We start from the raw sequence: 16751 nt of genomic DNA, 5'->3' as shown, positions 1-16751 counted from the left end.
AACCCGAAGCAATGACCTGAGAGGTCATTGCTTCGGTCCGATCGTGCCGCCGCTCAGACCTTCTCGATCCCGCACCACTCCGCGATGAACAGCGCCATGGTCTTGGTCACCTGGCGCAGCGAGTCGAGCTCGACATATTCGTTGAAGCCGTGCATGGCGGCGCCGGTCGCGCCGAAGCAGAGGCTGGGGATGTTGTAGTTGAGCCCGTAGAAGCGGGTATCCGTGAGCGCCGTGAAGACGAGATCCTGGACCTCGCCGCCGTAGACGGCGGTGAAGGCCTTGCCGAACGCCGCCTCCGGCTCGGCCGAATTGGTCAACTCGTAGCCTTCGGACAGGAAGCCCGACCACTCGACGACCGGCGGATTGTTGGAGAGAAAACGATGATCACGCGAAGCCGCGGCGACGCAGGCGAGGATCTCGTTCTGGCAGTCCTTGACCGACCAGCCCGGCAGGATGGCGATGCGGCAATCGACGTCGCACCAGGCCGGCACGCTCGAGGCCCAGTCGCCGCCTTTGATGATGCCCGGATTGAAGTTGATCGGATGCGTGAGCGTCCTGAAATGACGATCGCTCTTGGCGCGCTCGTTCCAGTCCGCCTCGAGCTTCTCCAGCGCATGGATCAGATGATAGCTCGCCTGGATCGCATTGGCGCCGACGCCGGCCTCGAACACATGCGCCGGGAAGCCGCGCACCTTCAGGCGGAACCAGATCACGCCCACCTGAGAACGCACCATCTTGCCGCTGGTCGGCTCCGGGATGAAGCAGGCATCCGCGCGGTAGCCGCGCTGCAGGGTCGACAGCGCGCCGACGCCGGTGCTCTCCTCCTCGATGACGGATTGGATGTGAATGCGCGCCGTCGGCTTGAAGCCGGCAGCCTTGATGGCATCGAGCGCATAGAGCGCGCCGATGGTACCGGACTTCATGTCGCAGGCGCCGCGGCCATACATCCGACCGTCGCGGATCACCGGCGAGAACGGCGGCGTCTCCCACATGTCGAGCGGACCGGCCGGCACCACGTCGCAATGGCCCTGCAGGATCAGCGATCGCCCGGCCGACGTCGCCGGCCGGTAGGTTCCGACCACGCTGCGTGCTCTCGAGAAGTCGTGCTCGATCGGGCCGTAGCCGCGCATCTCCTTGAGATCGTCGAGATCGATGTGCCAGTCGTCGACCTCGTAACCGCGCGCGCGCAGGAGATCGCTGAACATGTCCTGGCACGGCCCTTCGGCGCCGCGGGTCGAGGGGATGGCGACGAAGTCGCTCGTGGTCGCAAGCTGCCGGTCGAAGTCGGCATCGACGGCGTCGACGATGCGCTGCGTAATGTCCTGGGTGATCATGCCTGTCGAGGTTCCAATTGCCGATGACTGCAGCAAATCACAATCTCATGCAGAGTTGCACCGGATTCGCCGCTGCTTTCAGAATCGCAAGGCCGCCCGTACATTCGCGCATACGAAAATGACCGCAACATACTTTGGAATTTAACATGTCGGATCACCGCAATATCCTTTATTTCCTCCTCGGCATTCTCAGCGCGGCGATCATCGTGCTCGGCTACAATTTCTATCAGGCCAAGAAGCAGCCGGAGGGTGTCCAGATCAATATCGGGCCAAACGGACTGAAGATCGAAGGAAAGTGATGCGTTCTCAAATCTCCTCGTTCGCGAATGTCGCAGCGCGCCCTCTCGGCGTCCTCGGTGTCCTGCTTTTGGTTGCCGCACCCGCGCAGGCGCAATATGTCGGGCGCGAGCAGGACATCACCGATCTCCGGCTCGGCCAGCGGGTGCTGGTCGATGACGGCACCTGCCCCGCCGGCCAGGTGAAGGAGGTCTCCGGCTCCAAGATGGCTGAAACCGGTATTGTCCGCACCACGAAATGCGTGCCGCGCTTCGGGCCGAAGAAGAAGTAGCTGACCTCGTTCGATGCGGCTCTCGCCGCCGACCTCCGGCGCGTGACCTTCCGCACAGTCCCACAGCCGCGCATCGACGATGCTCCTGCCCGTGGACAAGCGGGGACGCAGCATGTCGATGTCAGCGGTGCAGGATCACGGCTTCTTCGAAGCGGCCGACCGGCCGCAGCCGGTCAAGGCCGATTTCAGCCGTTACGCCCTGCTCGGCTATCTGTCGATCGCGCTGGTGTTCGGCGGCTTCGGCGTGTGGGCGGCCTATGCGCCGCTCGATCGCGCGGCGATCGCACCGGGCACCGTGTCCGTCTCCGGCGATCACAAGGTGGTTCAGCACCGTGAGGGCGGAATCATCAGGGAGATCCTGGCCAAGGAAACTCACGCCGTGCATCGCGGCGACCTGCTGTTTCGGCTGCAGCCGACCGAGGCCCAGGCCAACACCGACCTCCTTCGCAAGCAGATGGACGCGTCGCTGGCCGAGGAGGCGCGCCTGCTCGCCGAGCGCGGAAATGCGCGGATGATCACGTTTCCCGACACGTTGCTCAACCGCCAGAACGTGCCGGAGGCGGCGCTTGCCATCGCCGACCAGCAGCGGCTGTTCGTCGAGCGCCGCAATGGCCTGATCAGCCAGATCAACATCCTCAACTCGCAGATCGCCCAGCAGCAGCAGGAGTTCGCCGGCCGTGACCGCCAGCGCGCCGCGCTCTCCGCGCAGCTCGCGAGCTTCGAGACGCAGATGAACAATGTGCGCCCGGCGGTCGCCGCAGGCTATTATCCGCGCAACAAGTTCCTCGAGCTGGAACGCGAGCGCGCCCGCGTCGAAGGCGATCTCGGCCAGGCGCAGGCCGACGTCGCGCGGCTGACGCAGACGGCCGCGCAGACGCGCCTGCAGATCGATCAGACGCTGCAGAAATATCTGACCGAAGTCGGCCAGCAGCTCGACGGCACCCGGGCCAAGCTGTCGGACCTGCGCGAGAAGCTGGTCATCGCCGAGGACGTGCTGCGCCGGGTCGACATCCGCGCCGAGCGCGACGGCATCGTCATGAACATGAAAGTCCACACCGTCGGCGCCGTCGTGAAGCCCGGTGATACGCTCGCCGAGATCGTTCCGGTCGGCGAAGGCGTCGACGTGATGGCGCACGTCTCGCCGCGCGACATCGAGAGCGTCGCCATCGGCCAGAGGGCCGAGGTGCGCTTCTCCAATTTCTCCTCGCGCACGACGCCGACGATCTTCGGCAAGGTCTCGAGCGTCTCGGCGGACGCGATGTCGGACGAGGCGACCAAGCAGAGCTACTATTCGGCGCGCGTCGTGATCGACTATTCGACCATCCCGCCCGAGATCGCCGAGAAGATCCTGCCGGGCATGCAGGCCGACGTCATCATCTCCACGGGAGAGCGCACCGTGCTCGAATATCTGGTCGGCCCGCTGCTCAACACGCTCGCCAAGACGTTCCGTGAGAAATGAGCCGAGACACCTATGCCGACGGCACCGGTGGCGCGCCCGCGACGACAGCAAGATCGCGGGCACGCCGCACGCCGATGGCGTCCAGCTCGCTGCCCTGTTCCGGATCGGCAAGCCTCTCACGTATCGCTCCATCCAGATCAGCAAGGCCGCCTGCTGCCGCCACGCCACCGGACATCGCGAGCTGCCAACCTCTGGTGTCCGCCAATTCAGCCAGAAGCGCCGGCCACTCCGTCCCGAGCCCGAGCACAGCCACCTGCGACGTGCGTCCAAGGGTCAGTTGCCCGACAACGATGTCGCCAAGGTGAGCACCAATCGCCAGCTCGACGGGCCGACCGATCTCCGCGGCGATCTTTTCGTTGACGCGGTCCATGACCACGTCCATGGCACCGATCGCCTGCAGCGCATCGCGGCAGCCTTGTTCTGCTCCCTGCTCCTCGCCGAAGACGGCGAGCACGCCATTGCCGAGGAAACGATCGATGCGCCCGGAATGGGCTTCGATCGCCCTGCCAATGGCGCCAAAGATCTCGTTCATCATGAACCCGAGGTCGGATGGCAGCCGGTCGCGCGCAATGGCCGCAAGCGGACGGACGCGGACGTGGACCAGGCATACCGCACGGCGCTCGGCGGTAAGGTGGTCGACGAGGGGCGCCCTCTCCGCTTGATCGCCGCCGAGGAGACGCGTGATCGTCAGCGGCGCCGCCGGACGGATCTGGCAGGCCAGGCGCACATTCGCCGGTGCCGCCAAGTCGGCGAGCATGACGCGCTCCGCGTGGCCGGGCGGTGCCAGCGTCTCCGCACCTTCATCAACGCGGACGCGACAAAGACCGCAGCGGGCACGGCCGCCGCAGTCGGATCGCTGCGAAAGATCGTTGCTGCCGATGATCTCCAGCAGCGTCGGACCGACCGCGGCCCGCACCGTCGCACCACCCGTGAAAGCAATGGCGATCTTCGGCGCCGCGAGGGACGCGACGTGACGGAACACGATGATCGTCACGCCTGCAACGAGCAGCGCGACGACCGCGATCTGCGCCGAAACCTGCAGCAGGGCGATCCACTTTCCGTCGAGTTCGCTCGGCCAATGGGTGACCTGGCGCATCTGCTCGGCCATACCGGGATTGCCGAGCAACGTGGCGACGGCGCGTCCGGACACCACGAACCCCATCAGCGCCGCCATCGGCACCGCGACGGCGAGAACAACCAGCAGCGGCTGGACGAGGCGGTACCAGCTCCGGAATTTCAGCCAATGATGCAGGCCGACGCAGCCGTGGATCCAGACCAGCAGCAGCAGCGCGGCCTGAATCCAGGCCGCCTTGGGCCACAGCAACGCCAGCGCATAGAGGTAGCCATCCTGAACGCCGAACATCGCATGAGCCATGTGGGTCTCGATGACATGCGGCAGCAACAGCAGCGGGATCGCAAATCCGGTGGCGATCTGAACAAACTCCCACGAGGACAGCCGCCACGTGCCGCGCTGAACCGTCTTGGCGAACGCCAGCACGACATGCGCGAGCAATGCCGCCGACAGCACGATCATTCCCGGCCACGATCGGGTGACGACCAGTCGCCATTCCTGCACCTCGTCCATCGCCTCGAGGCTGAACAGACCCACCGCATGGTTGAGAAAATGCGTCGCGGCGAACGCAAACAGGACGAGGCCCGACATGAGCCGGATGTTCTGGGACGTTACGGCAGGCATGAGCTCACTGTGATTCAGGCAAGCTGCGAAATCTGAGCACGACTGAACCATCCGGTAGCGGCTGCCACCGGCCAACTCAAGCGCCGGCAGATGAGCCTCGAGCTATGTGAGGTCAGTCACGGTCGGCGACGGGTGCCCCAGGCGAAGCTCCCCAGCACCATCGCAAGGGGATCCGACATGACGAGCACCACCCGAAGCCCGCTGGGAACCGCGCTCCGCGCCTGCTTTCCCGCGCTCACCGCGACCTTCGTGCTCAGCCTCTTCATCAATGCGAGCATGCTCGCCTCGCCGCTCTATTCCATGCAGGTCTACGACCGCGTCCTCACCAGCCGCAATCTCGGCACGCTGGTCATGCTGACGCTCATCGTCGGTGTCTTCCTGGTGCTGTATGGCGTCCTCGAATTCGCCCGTTCCGGCGTTTTGGCCCGGGCCGGCGTGCAGTTCGAAGGCACGCTGCGCCACCCGCTGTTCGAGACGATGATGAAGGCGGAGCTGTCGCCGCGGCATCGCTTCGGCCAGCAGATCATCCGTGACGCCGAGACCATCCGCGACTGCATCTCCAGCGGCACCGCCGCCATCGCCTGCGATCTGCCGTGGACGCCGGTGTTCGTCGCGCTGTGCTTTCTGCAGCATGCCTATCTCGGCATCCTCTCGCTGCTCGGCGCGATCGTGCTGTTCTCGCTGGCGCTGCTCACCGAATTCTACACGCGCGCCAGCGTCGAGCGCACCAACGCGCTGGCCAACGAGGCCTCGCGCTTCGTCGCGGCGGCGCTGCGCAATGGCGAGGTCGTGCGCGGCCTCGGCATGGGCGACATTGTCATGGACCGCTGGAGCTGCCGGCAGTCGGCGATGGTCGATGCCCACAGCACCCTCGTCGAGCGGGGCGCGGCGATGCATTCCGTCACCAAGTTCGCGCGCATGGCGGTGCAGACCTCGCTGCTGTGCATCGGCGCCTGGCTCGCGATCGAGCAGCAGATCTCGCCCGGCGCGATGATGGCGACGTCGATCATCATGGGCCGCGCGCTGGCCCCGGTCGAGCAGGTCGTCGGGCAGTGGAAGCGCATCATCGCATTCCGCTCGGCCTACCGCAGGCTGGAGGAGCTGTTCCAGGCCTTGCCGGTCACGGCTGCACCGACGGCGCTGCCGACGCCGCGCGGCGACATCGACGTCGAGAACGCGGTGGTGTGGCCGCCGGCGGCCGGCCGCCCCTCGGTCAAGGGCGTCAGCTTTTCGCTCAGGGCCGGCGAGAGTCTCGCGATCGTCGGCGCCTCCGCCAGCGGCAAGTCGAGCATGGCGCGCGCCATGGCCGGCGTCTGGCCGCTGCGCGAAGGCGTGATCCGCATCGACGGCGCCGCCTACAGCCAATGGGACCCAAACCGGCTCGGCAAGCATATCGGCTACCTACCGCAGGACATCGAACTGTTCTCGGGCACCGTCGCCGACAACATCGCCCGGCTTGCGAAGGTCGACGAGGCCGCCGTTGTCGCTGCCGCCAAGGCCGCCGGCGCGCATGAGGTGATCCTGCGCCTGCCCAACGGCTACGACACGCCGATTGGTGAAGGCGGCGTGGCATTGTCCGGCGGCATGCGACAGCGCGTCGGCCTCGCCCGCGCGCTCTACGGCAATCCGCGGCTCCTGATCCTCGACGAGCCGAACTCGAACCTCGACGAGGACGGCGAGCGGGCGCTGGCGCAGGCCATGGCCCAGGCGAAGGCCGCCGGCCGAACCGTGATCGTCGTCACGCACCGCCCGCAGCTTCTGGCGCATGTTGACCGCATCATGGTGATGGCCTTCGGCAAGACGCTGGCATTCGGCCCGCGCGACGAGGTGATCGCCAAGATGCGCGGCCAGCGTGTCGTCGTCGCCCACGACCGGGCGACGGCCAGCGCGGCGGCCTGAACGAACCCAGTGCAGATCTCACACCGCAAGGAGCCGGCCATGATCAAGTTCACATCTTCTACGAGGACCCTGCAGCTGGCCTTCGCGACCGCCGTCCTATTGCCGATCTCGGCTTCGGCGGAGACGCCGATGACCGCGCGGCAGATGCTGGCCCACGCGCAAACTCAAGCCCTCAATGTCCCCAGCGATATCAGGAAGCCCGAGCTGGACCGCAGCGAAAAGATCACCAGCGAGGCCGCCTCCGCAGGCAATGCAGCCATCGCCGCCCCGCTTCCGGTGATCGAACCGCCGGCGCCGATCTCGCCGCCAGCCCCGGCGCTCACCGCACTGGCTGCGCCCGTCCCGGCGCCTGAGGCAGCTTCGTCGCAGACGCGTACCAACTCGCTCACGGCCGCCGCCCCCGTTGCTGAAGCTGCCAAGACGTCGAATCCAATGCTCGCGACACCGCCCGTGGCCGCCACCACCGAAACACGCCCGATGGCACCGGCCGCGACGCCGCCCGTCACGGCCGCAGCTTCACCGGCCCTCGTCCCCGCGACCGCTCCCGTTGCCGCGCCGCCCCAGTCCGGCCTGCCGGCCGCGGCGGCCACCCAGACCACGGGGACGCAACCGGCCGCCTCGTCGTCCGCCGAAAAGCCCGCTCCTGCGGGACATCAGCCAACCCGTGCAAGCGCGGCAGCGGCCCGCCCTGCGCCCAAGCCTACTGCGAGATCGTCGAGACACAGCGACGAGGATGCCATCAGTACCCGGATCTCGCGCATCATGCGCCGGCCGGACGTGCAGTCATTGATGTCGCAATATGGCCTGGATTGACGACGAGCACCGCGGACGATGGATGCTGATCGACATCGGTTCAGACAGCCGATCAGTTGGCCGGATCGAACATGCACTGCAGCGCGGGCTTCGCGATCTTGGTGAACGTGGGCCCGATCTCCGCTCGCTTCGGTGCGGGCACCCAATCGATCTCGATGGTCGGCACGCCGGTCTCACTGATCCCGCGCAGCAGCGCCTCACGCAAGTCGGCATCCTCCACCATCGCGGCCGCATGGTCATGCAGGCAGGAGCAGACAGCTTCAGGACGCGTCCACCGGTCGAGCATATGAGGCGCACATTGCCGTACGAACTCGCCGCGCAGATCTGGCAATCGGGTCGTCGTCCGCGCCTCGACGAAGGACCAGAAGAGGCACGGCAGCACGGCAAGCGCCGCAGCATCCAGTCGAAAACGCATGGTGGACCGCTGGTGTTTGTTTTTCGTCATGTCATCCACGCAGGCCGCGACGACACGATTCGCATGCCGCCCGCGCTTTCATACCCGCTTCACGTTTCAAGCGGCCTGCGGCACGGGCACAAAATGGTTTCATGGGCCCGCCGCTCCGTTTCATCGCAACCCACCCGACGACACAAAATACAATCAAAACGAGAGTGATCTAAAGCGCCACCTGCTTTGGCCGAGCCAGCGCGATCCGGGGCGACCGTCAATCTGTCGATGGAGAGCTTCTTAACGACCTGGCGTTAACCGTGGCCGGCAGGGAGAACCTCCCAGATCGCTACGGCGACCCAGCAGCGCGGCGCGTTTGGGGGCCGACGTTGCTCCGCAGGGTCACCATGGGCAGGCGCTTGCACACACCCAAACCGAAGGTATCTCGCCGCGGCTCGCCGGCTACGCCGATGGCGCAGCAGCGAACCGAGGGCTATGCCGGCTCGACGCCACAGAGCCTGGTCCGGCTGATCGGCTGCCACGATCCTGCCAAGCACAAATTGCCCAGCGAGGCTTTCGGCAGCCGATCGTCCCTTGGCAGGTCCCTTATTGAATGAAATCACCGCACTTCTGGACTGCGCCGTCATCGGATTTGCCCCAAGGCATGATCGGGACGGAGGAGGTCGAGTTCTTCGGTGAGCCCTCGATCAGCCTGTCCGAGTAAACCATGTAGACCAGCACGTTGCGCTTGGCATCGCAGCCACGAACGATCTGCATCTTCTTGAAGAACAGCGACCGCCGCTGCCGGAACATGTCGTCGGCCTGTTCGAGCTTGCGCTTGAACCTGATCGGGCCGATCTGCCGGCATGCGAGCGAGATGTCGGAGACCTCCTCGGCCAGGCCCAGCCAACCGACATAGCCGCCCTTCTGCGGCACCGTGAAGTGGCAGGCAACGCCCTCGACCTCTGGATCATCAACGCCATAGGTCGCGAGCTTGTCATTCGGGCTGAGCAATTTGAACACGGTCGACCGACGGAAGATCAGATCCGGCTCGTCCGCGGCGTATGCTGAGATCACAGGCGAGGACAATCCGATAAGCAGCAGGCAAGCGAGGGTTTTCAGCCACAGATCAAACCGTTTGGTGGCTCTGAAGGACATGTCGGTCTCCGTTATACCGCCGATGCTCGGCATACCGCCCATGTAGGGACACAAATGCCTGCAAGGAAGGCGCTCCAGCCCGTGACCTTCCACTACCCGTTTAACGGGATGTGAGGCTTTTCTGCTACGATTGGAACGAAATCACGCAGGGCAGAAGCCCCAAGCTGGTGAACGCAGACTCCGTCTGCGACACTAAAGACCAGATGGTTCTTGAGGATTTGCCGGAATGCTCTGCGTTCGTGCAGCCGCCAGGGGGCGGTTCTATTGTGCAGCAATCGTTTCAGTTCCGCTTGCCATAGCAGCGACCTCACAGGCTGACGCAGCGTCATATTACTACTGGAACGACGCTCAGCCCGTCACCATTGCTCCGACCATACGCCCGGCCATGCCGCGCAAGCCCAAGGCGCGCCACCTCGACAAGCTGACAAAGACCGAGAAGGAGGCTGCCAAGCCGCAAGGACCGGTCACGATCGCGGTGTCGATCAACAAGCAGCAGCTCAAGGTCTACGACGCAAACGGTCTGTTCGCGGAAGCACCGGTCTCGACCGGCATGAAGGGACATTCCACGCCGTTGGGCGTGTTCAGCGTCATTCAGAAGCAGAAATTCCATCGCTCCAACATCTATAGCGGCGCCCCGATGCCGTTCATGCAGCGCATCACCTGGTCGGGCGTCGCGCTCCATGCGGGCGTGCTGCCCGGCTACCCAGCCTCGCATGGCTGCATCCGCATGCCGGCAAGCTTTGCAACCCGCTTCTATGGCTGGACGCGCATGGGATCCCGGGTCCTGGTCACGCCGAGCGAAGTGGCTCCTGCGAGTTTCTCGCATCCGATGCTCGCTGCCCTGAAGGCACCGCAGCCGAGCGCATCGGTGCAACCCGACGCGACTGCGCCGGCAGCGATCAAGTCGGACAAGGGCGCCGCCGTCACCACCGCGATCACAGTCGCGACGACGGATCTGCGCGCCACGATCGGTCATGCCGAGAGCCCGCGCTCCGGCGAAGGATCGCCCGCCGCGTCGCGCCAGGTGCGGACCGCCGATGCCAGCAACGCCAACGGACTCCCTCCGATGGTCTCGGACGCTTCCCCAAGCGCCGAGCCATCGCGCTCGCTCCCGATGGAGGTTCAAAGCGATACTGTCGATCTGAAGCCCAGTGTCGCCGAGATCAAGATTGAGCCCGCGACCGCCGACGCAGAGGCCAAGTCTGCCCCCGGCGACGTCGCTCCGGCGAGCGAGCCCACGAATGCTGTGCAGGTGGCCACTCCGGCTGTCGAGAAGCCGGCTGAGGCATCGGTGAATGCCGAAGCCACCGGCTCGACCGAACTCAGGTCGGCTGATCCCAAGTCGGTAGAGTCCAAGCCTGCCGACGCTCCGATCGCGGAGCCGCCTGCGTCGCCGCCCACACCGGCGGCAGAGGCACCGGCGAAGCCGGTCGATCCCAACGATCTCGCCAAGGATCAGTCGCGTGTTGCCGCACCGGACAAGCCGATTGCGCCCAAGCCCGAATTGAAGCGCAACAGCCAGATCGCGATCTTCATCAGCCGCAAGGATTCGAAGCTGTACGTGCGGCAGAACTTCGCTCCGGTGTTCAACACCCCGGTCACCATCGCACCGGGCGACAAGCCGCTCGGCACCCACGTGTTCACCGCGACGGCTGACAAGGCCGATCCGGCGACGATGCGCTGGTCCGTCGTCTCGCTGCCCTCCTCGGCGCGGAGCACCGCGGCGAACGATGGCACTGCCAGGGCGGTCCGGCGGGGTAAGAAGTCCGCGGGCGCCGATGCCGAGCCGAAACAGGTCGTTCAGCTGAGCAGCGCGGCCGAGGCGCTCGATCGCATCACCATTCCCGCCGACGTCATGGCGTGGCTCGGCGAAGCCCTGTCGACCGGAAGTTCGCTGATCGTGTCCGATCAGGGCATCAATCAGGGCGAAACCGGCGAGGGTACGGAGTTCATCCTTTCGCTGCGCTGACGACCGACGACGTCCCTCTTTCCGCCCCACGGCAGGGGTATCCCCGTGCCGGAACGCAGTCTGATCCAGCGCAACGTGGCGGCCGTTGAAGCAGCGGCCGGTCGCGCGCGGGCACATTCATGCTGACGGGGCTGGCTCTGCTCAGGGAGATTCACATGATCGATCGCAGGATGGTTGTTCTCGGCATTGGCGCCTCGTTGTCGGGTGCGACGCTCACGTCGCAGGCTGCTCATGCCGACAATGCGGCGAGCAAGATGACCGCCTATCGCTTCTCCTTCCCGGCGCTGGCCGGTGAGCCGATTCGGCTCGCCGATTTCGCGGGCAAACCGGTGCTGGTCGTCAACACGGCCTCCCAGTGCGGCTACACCCCGCAATACACCGGGCTCCAGAAGCTGTGGAGCGAGTTCCATGAGCGCGGGCTGACGATCATCGCCGTGCCGTCCAACGACTTCAACCAGGAGCCTGGGATCGCCGGCGACATCGCCGAGCAGGCCAACAAAGACTATGGCGTGACCTTCCCCATGACCGCAAAAGCGGTGGTCACCGGTTCCAACGCCCACCCATTCTACCGCTGGGCTGCCGAGGCGCGGCCCAAGGAGACGCCGCGCTGGAACTTTCACAAATATCTGATCGGTCGTGACGGCTACATCGCCGACGTGTTCGCCTCCTCGGTTGAGCCGACGGATACGCGGGTCAAGACCGCAGTTGCCCGGTTGCTGGCGAACGGCTGAGCAACACTCGGCAGGAATGCGGCGGAAGCTGGCAACTTCCCCGTGTTTTTGCCTTGTTTCCTTTTGGCGCCACTCCGGCTGCTGGGCTAGTATCCCGGCCGGATGACGGAGCGACTCTCGACGCTGGCGCTCCCATTGCAACAACCCCGAGGAAACACGATGCGGATTGCAGCAGGATTGGTGTTCGCAAGCTCTTTGGCGGCTTCGCTGTTGACGTCTGGCGCGGCCTGGTCCCAGGCGCAGCGCACGGCGGCGGCGCCGACCCCGGCCGCTGCTGCTCCCGCACCGGCCCCTGTTCCCGCCGTCGCCGCCCAGACGCAGCCGCCGCGCGCGCCCTGCATGAACCCCGATGCGCTCGGCGTCGGCCGCACCGTCGAGATCGATACGACCGGAGGTCCGGGATTCGGCTTCGAGCACTTCAAGGACCTCGACTTCCTGAAGGATCACGAGGTCGTGCTGACCTTCGATGACGGTCCGTGGCCGGAGAACACGCCCAGCGTGCTCAAGGCGCTTGCCGACCAGTGCACCACCGGCATCTTCTTCATCATCGGCAAGCATGCGACCTATTATCCGGAGATCCTGAAGCAGGTCTACAATGCCGGCCATACAGTTGGCACGCACACCTGGTCGCATGCGACGCTGACCAACAAGAAGCTGACCGAGGATCAGCGCAAGGAAGAGATCGAACTCGGCATCAGCGCCGTGAAGTGGGCGCTCGGCGGCAATTCCCCGGCGCCGTTCTTCCGCTTCCCGGCATTGCAGCATCCGCCGGAGATCGTGACCTATCTCGGCACCCGCAACATCGGCATCTTCTCCTGCGATCTCGACTCGTTCGACTTCAAGGCGCGCAATGCCCAGGCGGTGATCGACGTCACCTTCAAGAAGCTCGACAAGCTCGGCAAGGGCATCATCCTGATGCACGACTTCCACAAGCATACCGCCGAGGCCCTGCCCGAGATGCTGCGCCGCCTGAAGGCCGGCGGCTACAAGGTGGTCGCGATGCGCGCCAAGGCGCCGGTGCAGTCGCTGCCGCAATATGACGAGCAGCTCGCCAAGGTCGCGAAGCTTCCGACGGTGAGCCAAAGGCCGGTGTCGAGCGTTGTGACGACAGTGTCCGAATGAGACGGGATTCCTTTCGTCAGTGACCAAGCTTCGTATCGAAGGTTACGTGATCGTGTCGGCCGACGGGATGTTGGCCGACGCGAGCAATGCGATGCCGCCCGCCCTGAAATTTCCCGGCGACGCCGCATTCTTTTCCCAGGCTCTCGATGGCGCCGATCTGATCGTCCACGGCCGCAACTCCTATGAGGACCAGCCGAACTCGCCGAAGCGCCGGCGCATCGTCGTGACCGGGAAGGTGGCGGGACTGGCGCCGGATCCGGAAAAGCCGCTCTCCACCCTTTGGAATCCGGCGGGGACCTCCTTCGAAGCCGCCTGTGAAGCCGCGGGCGTCAGCTCTGGCACGGTGGCGGTGATCGGCGGTCCCGTCGTGTTCGAGATGTTCATGGACCGCTACGACACCTTCTTCCTGTCAATGGCCCCCCACGTCTCCCTGCCCGGCGGCGCACCGTGCTTTCCCGGCGTCGGTCCCGACCGTTCGCCGCAGCAGGTGCTGACGGCCCACGGCTACACGCCCGCCAATCAGCTGATGCTCGATCCTGCCCACGACGTCAGCGTGACCGCCTGGAAACGCACCGCTTAGAGCTCCCTCTAGATGTCTCCATACGCGCTCTGCTCGGGCGCTTTCGGACCCTTGCCATAGCCGAAGATCATGAACAGCGCGCCGATGATCGACAGGTTCTTCAGCGCGTCGATCAGGGTCTTGGCGTTGTCGGGCGGGGCCTGGTTCCAGAAGTCATGGAAGTAGAAGATGGTCGCGCCGACGAACACGATCATCAGAGCCGCGAAGAAACGTCCGAGAAGGTTGAGCGCGATCATCACGCCGGCGAGCACCTCGAACGCGCCGGCCGCGATCGCCAGGATCTGCGGCATCGGCATCTTGGCAGCGGCCTCGAGCTGCGCCGCATAGGGCGCGAGCATCGTGGGAATCGTGACCTTGGCGGCGATGAGATCGGCGGTGGCGGGAATGCCGAACAGCTTGGTCGCGCCCGTGTAGATGAAGATCACGGCGAACAGAACGCGCCCGAATGTAATGAAACCCGGCATTCTCGCCCTCACGGATCAACTTCAAACGTTGTGTCGCCGGCCCACCGGGCCGGATATGTGACGTCGCGAACGCTTTTCAACAATAAAGGCGGGCGGAATACGACCGAAACCGGACGAATTCCGCCACACTTCGATCACGCCAGCAGCGTCACGCGAACAGCGTCGGCTGCGCCCTCCCCGCCCGTTCCTGGGCTTCGACCGCGGCCACCGCTGTCATGTTGAGAATGCCGCGCGCCGTCACCGACGGCGTCAGGATATGCGCCGGCCGCGCCGGACCGATCAGGATCGGCCCCACCGGGACCGCATCCGCCAGCACCTTGATCATCTGATAGGCGACGTTGGCGGCGTCGAGATTCGGCATGATCAGGACGTTGGCCGAGCCTTCGAGATCCGAATGCGGCAAAATCGCCTTGCGCGCGGTCGCCGACAGCGCGGTGTCGCCCTGCATCTCGCCGTCGGCCTCGAGGTCGGGACGATGCTGCTTCAGCAATGCCGTCGCCTGCCGCATCTTGCGCGACGAATCCGTGTCGTAGCCGCCGAAATCCGAGTGCGAGACGAAGGCGATCTTCGGCTTGATGTTGAAACGCGTGACGTGGTTGGCCGCCAGCGAGGCCATCTCTGCGAGTTCCTCGGCCGTGGGATCCGGCCGCACCTGGGTGTCGCCGATGAAATAGGCGCCCTTGCTGGTGATGGTGAGCGCCAGCGCCGCGTAGTCGCTGACCCCCGGCATGAAGCCGATGATCTCACGGACGTGGCGCAGATGGCTCATATAGCGTCCCTCGACGCCGCAGATCATCGCATCCGCCTCGCCCCTGACGACAGCGAGCGCCGCAATCACGGTGGCATTCGTACGCACCACCGTGCGCGCCGCATCCGGCGTCACGCCGCGCCGTCCCGCGACCTCGATATAGCTCTGCACATAGGAGCGGTAGCGCGGATCGTCCTCGGGGTTGATCAGGTCGAAATCACGCCCGGCCTTGATCGACAGGCCGAAGCGCTTGATGCGGGCCTCGACCACGGAAGGACGGCCGACCAGGATCGGCCTCGCCAGCTTCTCCTCCAGTACTACCTGGGTGGCGCGCAACACGCGCTCGTCCTCGCCCTCGGCATAGATCACGCGGACCGGCTGCGTCTTTGCCTTGGCGAACACCGGCTTCATCACCAGGCCGGAGCGGAACGCGAAACGCTCCAGCAGCGCAGTGTACTCGTCGAAATTGGTGATCGGCCGCGTGGCGACGCCGGACTCCATCGCCGCCCTCGCCACCGCCGGCGCAATGCGCAGGATCAGGCGCGGATCGAATGGCGAGGGGATCAACGAGCCCGGACCAAAGCCCTGGGTCTCGCCGGTATCGAAGCCGCGGGACACCGCGTCCGACGGCGGGTCCTGGGCGAGCTGCGCGATCGCATCGACCGCGGCCTGCTTCATCGCCTCGTTGATCGCGGTGGCGCCGACGTCGAGCGCGCCGCGGAAGATGAACGGGAAGCAGAGCACGTTGTTGACTTGGTTCGGGAAGTCCGAACGCCCCGTGCAGATCATCGCGTCCGGCCGTGCCGCGCGCGCCTCCTCCGGCATGATCTCGGGGTTGGGATTGGCGAGCGCCATGATCAGCGGCTTCTCGGCCATCTGCTTGAGCAGCTCCGGCTTCAGCACGCCGCCGGCGGACAGCCCGAGGAAGATGTCCGCGCCGCCGATCACCTCGGCCAGGGTCCGCTTGTCGGTCTTCTGCGCATAGACCGCCTTCCAGGGATCCATCAGCGTGTTGCGGCCCTCATGGACGACACCGTCGATGTCGCAGACCCAGATGTTCTTGCGCTGCGCGCCCATCGACACCAGCAGGTTGAGGCAGGCGATGGCAGCGGCGCCCGCGCCGGAGGTCACGATCTTGACCTCGGAGAGCTGCTTGCCCGCCAGGGACAGCGCATTCTTGATCGCAGCGCCGACGATGATCGCGGTGCCGTGCTGGTCGTCATGGAAGACCGGGATCTTCATGCGCTCCTTGAGCCGCGCCTCGATCTCGAAGCATTCCGGTCCCTTGATGTCCTCGAGGTTGATGCCGCCGAAGGTCGGCTCCAGCGCCGCGACCGTCTCGACCACCCGGTCGATCGTGTCGGCCGCAATCTCGATGTCGAACACGTCGATCCCGGCGAATTTCTTGAACAGGACCGCCTTGCCCTCCATCACCGGCTTGGAGGCCAGCGGGCCAATATTGCCGAGCCCGAGCACGGCGGTCCCGTTGGAGACGACGGCCACCAGGTTGGCCCGCGCGGTCAGTGAGGCGGCCTCGGCCGGGTTGCCGGCGATCTCGGTGCACGCAGCGGCAACGCCGGGAGAATAGGCCAGCGCCAGGTCGCGCTGGTTGGCGAGCGGCTTGGTGGCCTGGATCTCCAGCTTGCCGGGCCGCGGCAGGCGGTGATAGGCCAGGGCTGCGGAACGAAGATCTTCAGAATAGGACGACGACATACGTGCTCCAGCGTTTCCGACCCGGATTTTTGGTCTCTTGAGTCTCGGTCAGACGTCGGTTTTTCCGGCCGGTGGAAGCGCATGTGATGCACGTTGGGCGGCTTTCATGCAA

General features: G+C 65.4%; 15 protein-coding genes. 9 read left to right on the top strand and 6 right to left on the bottom strand.

The genetic code is table 11. The annotated features are described in order from the left end of the window. Positions 1-53: 53 nt before the first annotated feature. Positions 54-1334, bottom strand: coding sequence for an ArgE/DapE family deacylase (locus QX041_RS06425; RefSeq protein ID WP_315712327.1), 1281 nt, complete (start codon positions 1332-1334; stop codon positions 54-56). A 146-nt stretch (positions 1335-1480) separates the two neighbouring features. Here QX041_RS06425 and QX041_RS06420 point away from each other — a divergent pair, with 146 nt between their 5' ends. The 3 genes from QX041_RS06420 (at position 1481) to QX041_RS06410 (ending at position 3361) form a co-directional block, all read left to right on the top strand. Next, positions 1481-1633 carry a hypothetical protein gene (locus QX041_RS06420; protein ID WP_315712328.1) on the top strand — a complete coding sequence of 51 codons (153 nt, stop codon included), beginning with the start codon at positions 1481-1483 and terminating at the stop codon, positions 1631-1633. Then, on the top strand, positions 1633-1902 hold the full coding sequence (locus QX041_RS06415; protein ID WP_315712330.1) for a DUF6719 family protein: 270 nt from the start codon (positions 1633-1635) through the stop codon (positions 1900-1902). Before QX041_RS06420 ends, QX041_RS06415 begins: the two co-directional genes overlap by 1 nt. Before the next feature lie 112 nt (positions 1903-2014). After that, positions 2015-3361, top strand: coding sequence for an HlyD family type I secretion periplasmic adaptor subunit (locus QX041_RS06410; RefSeq protein ID WP_315712331.1), 1347 nt, complete (start codon positions 2015-2017; stop codon positions 3359-3361). A gap of 10 nt (positions 3362-3371) precedes the next feature. Here QX041_RS06410 and QX041_RS06405 read toward each other — a convergent pair whose 3' ends face one another. Continuing rightward, a complete protein-coding gene (locus tag QX041_RS06405; RefSeq protein ID WP_316164719.1) occupies positions 3372-5132 on the bottom strand; it encodes a 2Fe-2S iron-sulfur cluster-binding protein in 1761 nt (586 codons plus the stop codon). Positions 5133-5234: 102 nt separating this feature from the next. On the opposite strand from QX041_RS06405, the gene QX041_RS06400 reads away from it, so the two are divergent. Both QX041_RS06400 and QX041_RS06395 read left to right on the top strand, forming a co-directional pair. Further along, the gene (locus tag QX041_RS06400; protein ID WP_315712333.1) at positions 5235-6956 is read left to right on the top strand and encodes a type I secretion system permease/ATPase; all 1722 of its coding nucleotides are present in this window, start codon (positions 5235-5237) and stop codon (positions 6954-6956) included. 39 nt (positions 6957-6995) lie between these two features. After that, positions 6996-7769: a hypothetical protein gene (locus QX041_RS06395; protein ID WP_315749989.1), complete on the top strand. Its 774-nt coding sequence runs from the start codon at positions 6996-6998 to the stop codon at positions 7767-7769. Positions 7770-7821: 52 nt separating this feature from the next. On the opposite strand, the gene QX041_RS06390 is transcribed toward QX041_RS06395, so the two are convergent. Continuing rightward, positions 7822-8184 (bottom strand): hypothetical protein, encoded by a 363-nt coding sequence (locus QX041_RS06390; RefSeq protein WP_315712645.1) that lies wholly within the window; start codon positions 8182-8184, stop codon positions 7822-7824. A gap of 576 nt (positions 8185-8760) precedes the next feature. Next, positions 8761-9312 (bottom strand): CreA family protein, encoded by a 552-nt coding sequence (locus tag QX041_RS06385; protein WP_315826939.1) that lies wholly within the window; start codon positions 9310-9312, stop codon positions 8761-8763. A 226-nt stretch (positions 9313-9538) separates the two neighbouring features. On the opposite strand from QX041_RS06385, the gene QX041_RS06380 reads away from it, so the two are divergent. From QX041_RS06380 to QX041_RS06365, 4 genes are all read left to right on the top strand, one after another. Further along, positions 9539-11281, top strand: a complete 1743-nt coding sequence (locus QX041_RS06380) for a L,D-transpeptidase (RefSeq protein WP_315826815.1) — start codon at positions 9539-9541, stop codon at positions 11279-11281. Positions 11282-11436: 155 nt separating this feature from the next. Continuing rightward, positions 11437-12012, top strand: a complete 576-nt coding sequence (locus tag QX041_RS06375) for a glutathione peroxidase (protein ID WP_316164718.1) — start codon at positions 11437-11439, stop codon at positions 12010-12012. Between the two features lie 159 nt (positions 12013-12171). Beyond that, positions 12172-13134 carry a polysaccharide deacetylase family protein gene (locus QX041_RS06370; RefSeq protein ID WP_315712338.1) on the top strand — a complete coding sequence of 321 codons (963 nt, stop codon included), beginning with the start codon at positions 12172-12174 and terminating at the stop codon, positions 13132-13134. 19 nt (positions 13135-13153) lie between these two features. Then, positions 13154-13714 (top strand): dihydrofolate reductase, encoded by a 561-nt coding sequence (locus QX041_RS06365; protein ID WP_315826814.1) that lies wholly within the window; start codon positions 13154-13156, stop codon positions 13712-13714. An 8-nt stretch (positions 13715-13722) separates the two neighbouring features. Here the strand turns inward: QX041_RS06365 and QX041_RS06360 are convergent, their stop codons facing one another. Both QX041_RS06360 and QX041_RS06355 read right to left on the bottom strand, forming a co-directional pair. Further along, positions 13723-14178 carry a DoxX family protein gene (locus QX041_RS06360; RefSeq protein WP_315712340.1) on the bottom strand — a complete coding sequence of 152 codons (456 nt, stop codon included), beginning with the start codon at positions 14176-14178 and terminating at the stop codon, positions 13723-13725. 148 nt (positions 14179-14326) lie between these two features. Then, a complete protein-coding gene (locus QX041_RS06355; RefSeq protein ID WP_315749983.1) occupies positions 14327-16639 on the bottom strand; it encodes an NADP-dependent malic enzyme in 2313 nt (770 codons plus the stop codon). Between the last annotated feature and the right edge of the window lie 112 nt (positions 16640-16751).

The organism is Bradyrhizobium sp. SZCCHNRI2009 (genome assembly GCF_032485115.1).
Classification (GTDB): domain Bacteria; phylum Pseudomonadota; class Alphaproteobacteria; order Rhizobiales; family Xanthobacteraceae; genus Bradyrhizobium.
The sequence above is the reverse complement of the archived record's forward strand: the minus strand, read 5'-3'. Positions and strand labels throughout refer to the sequence as shown.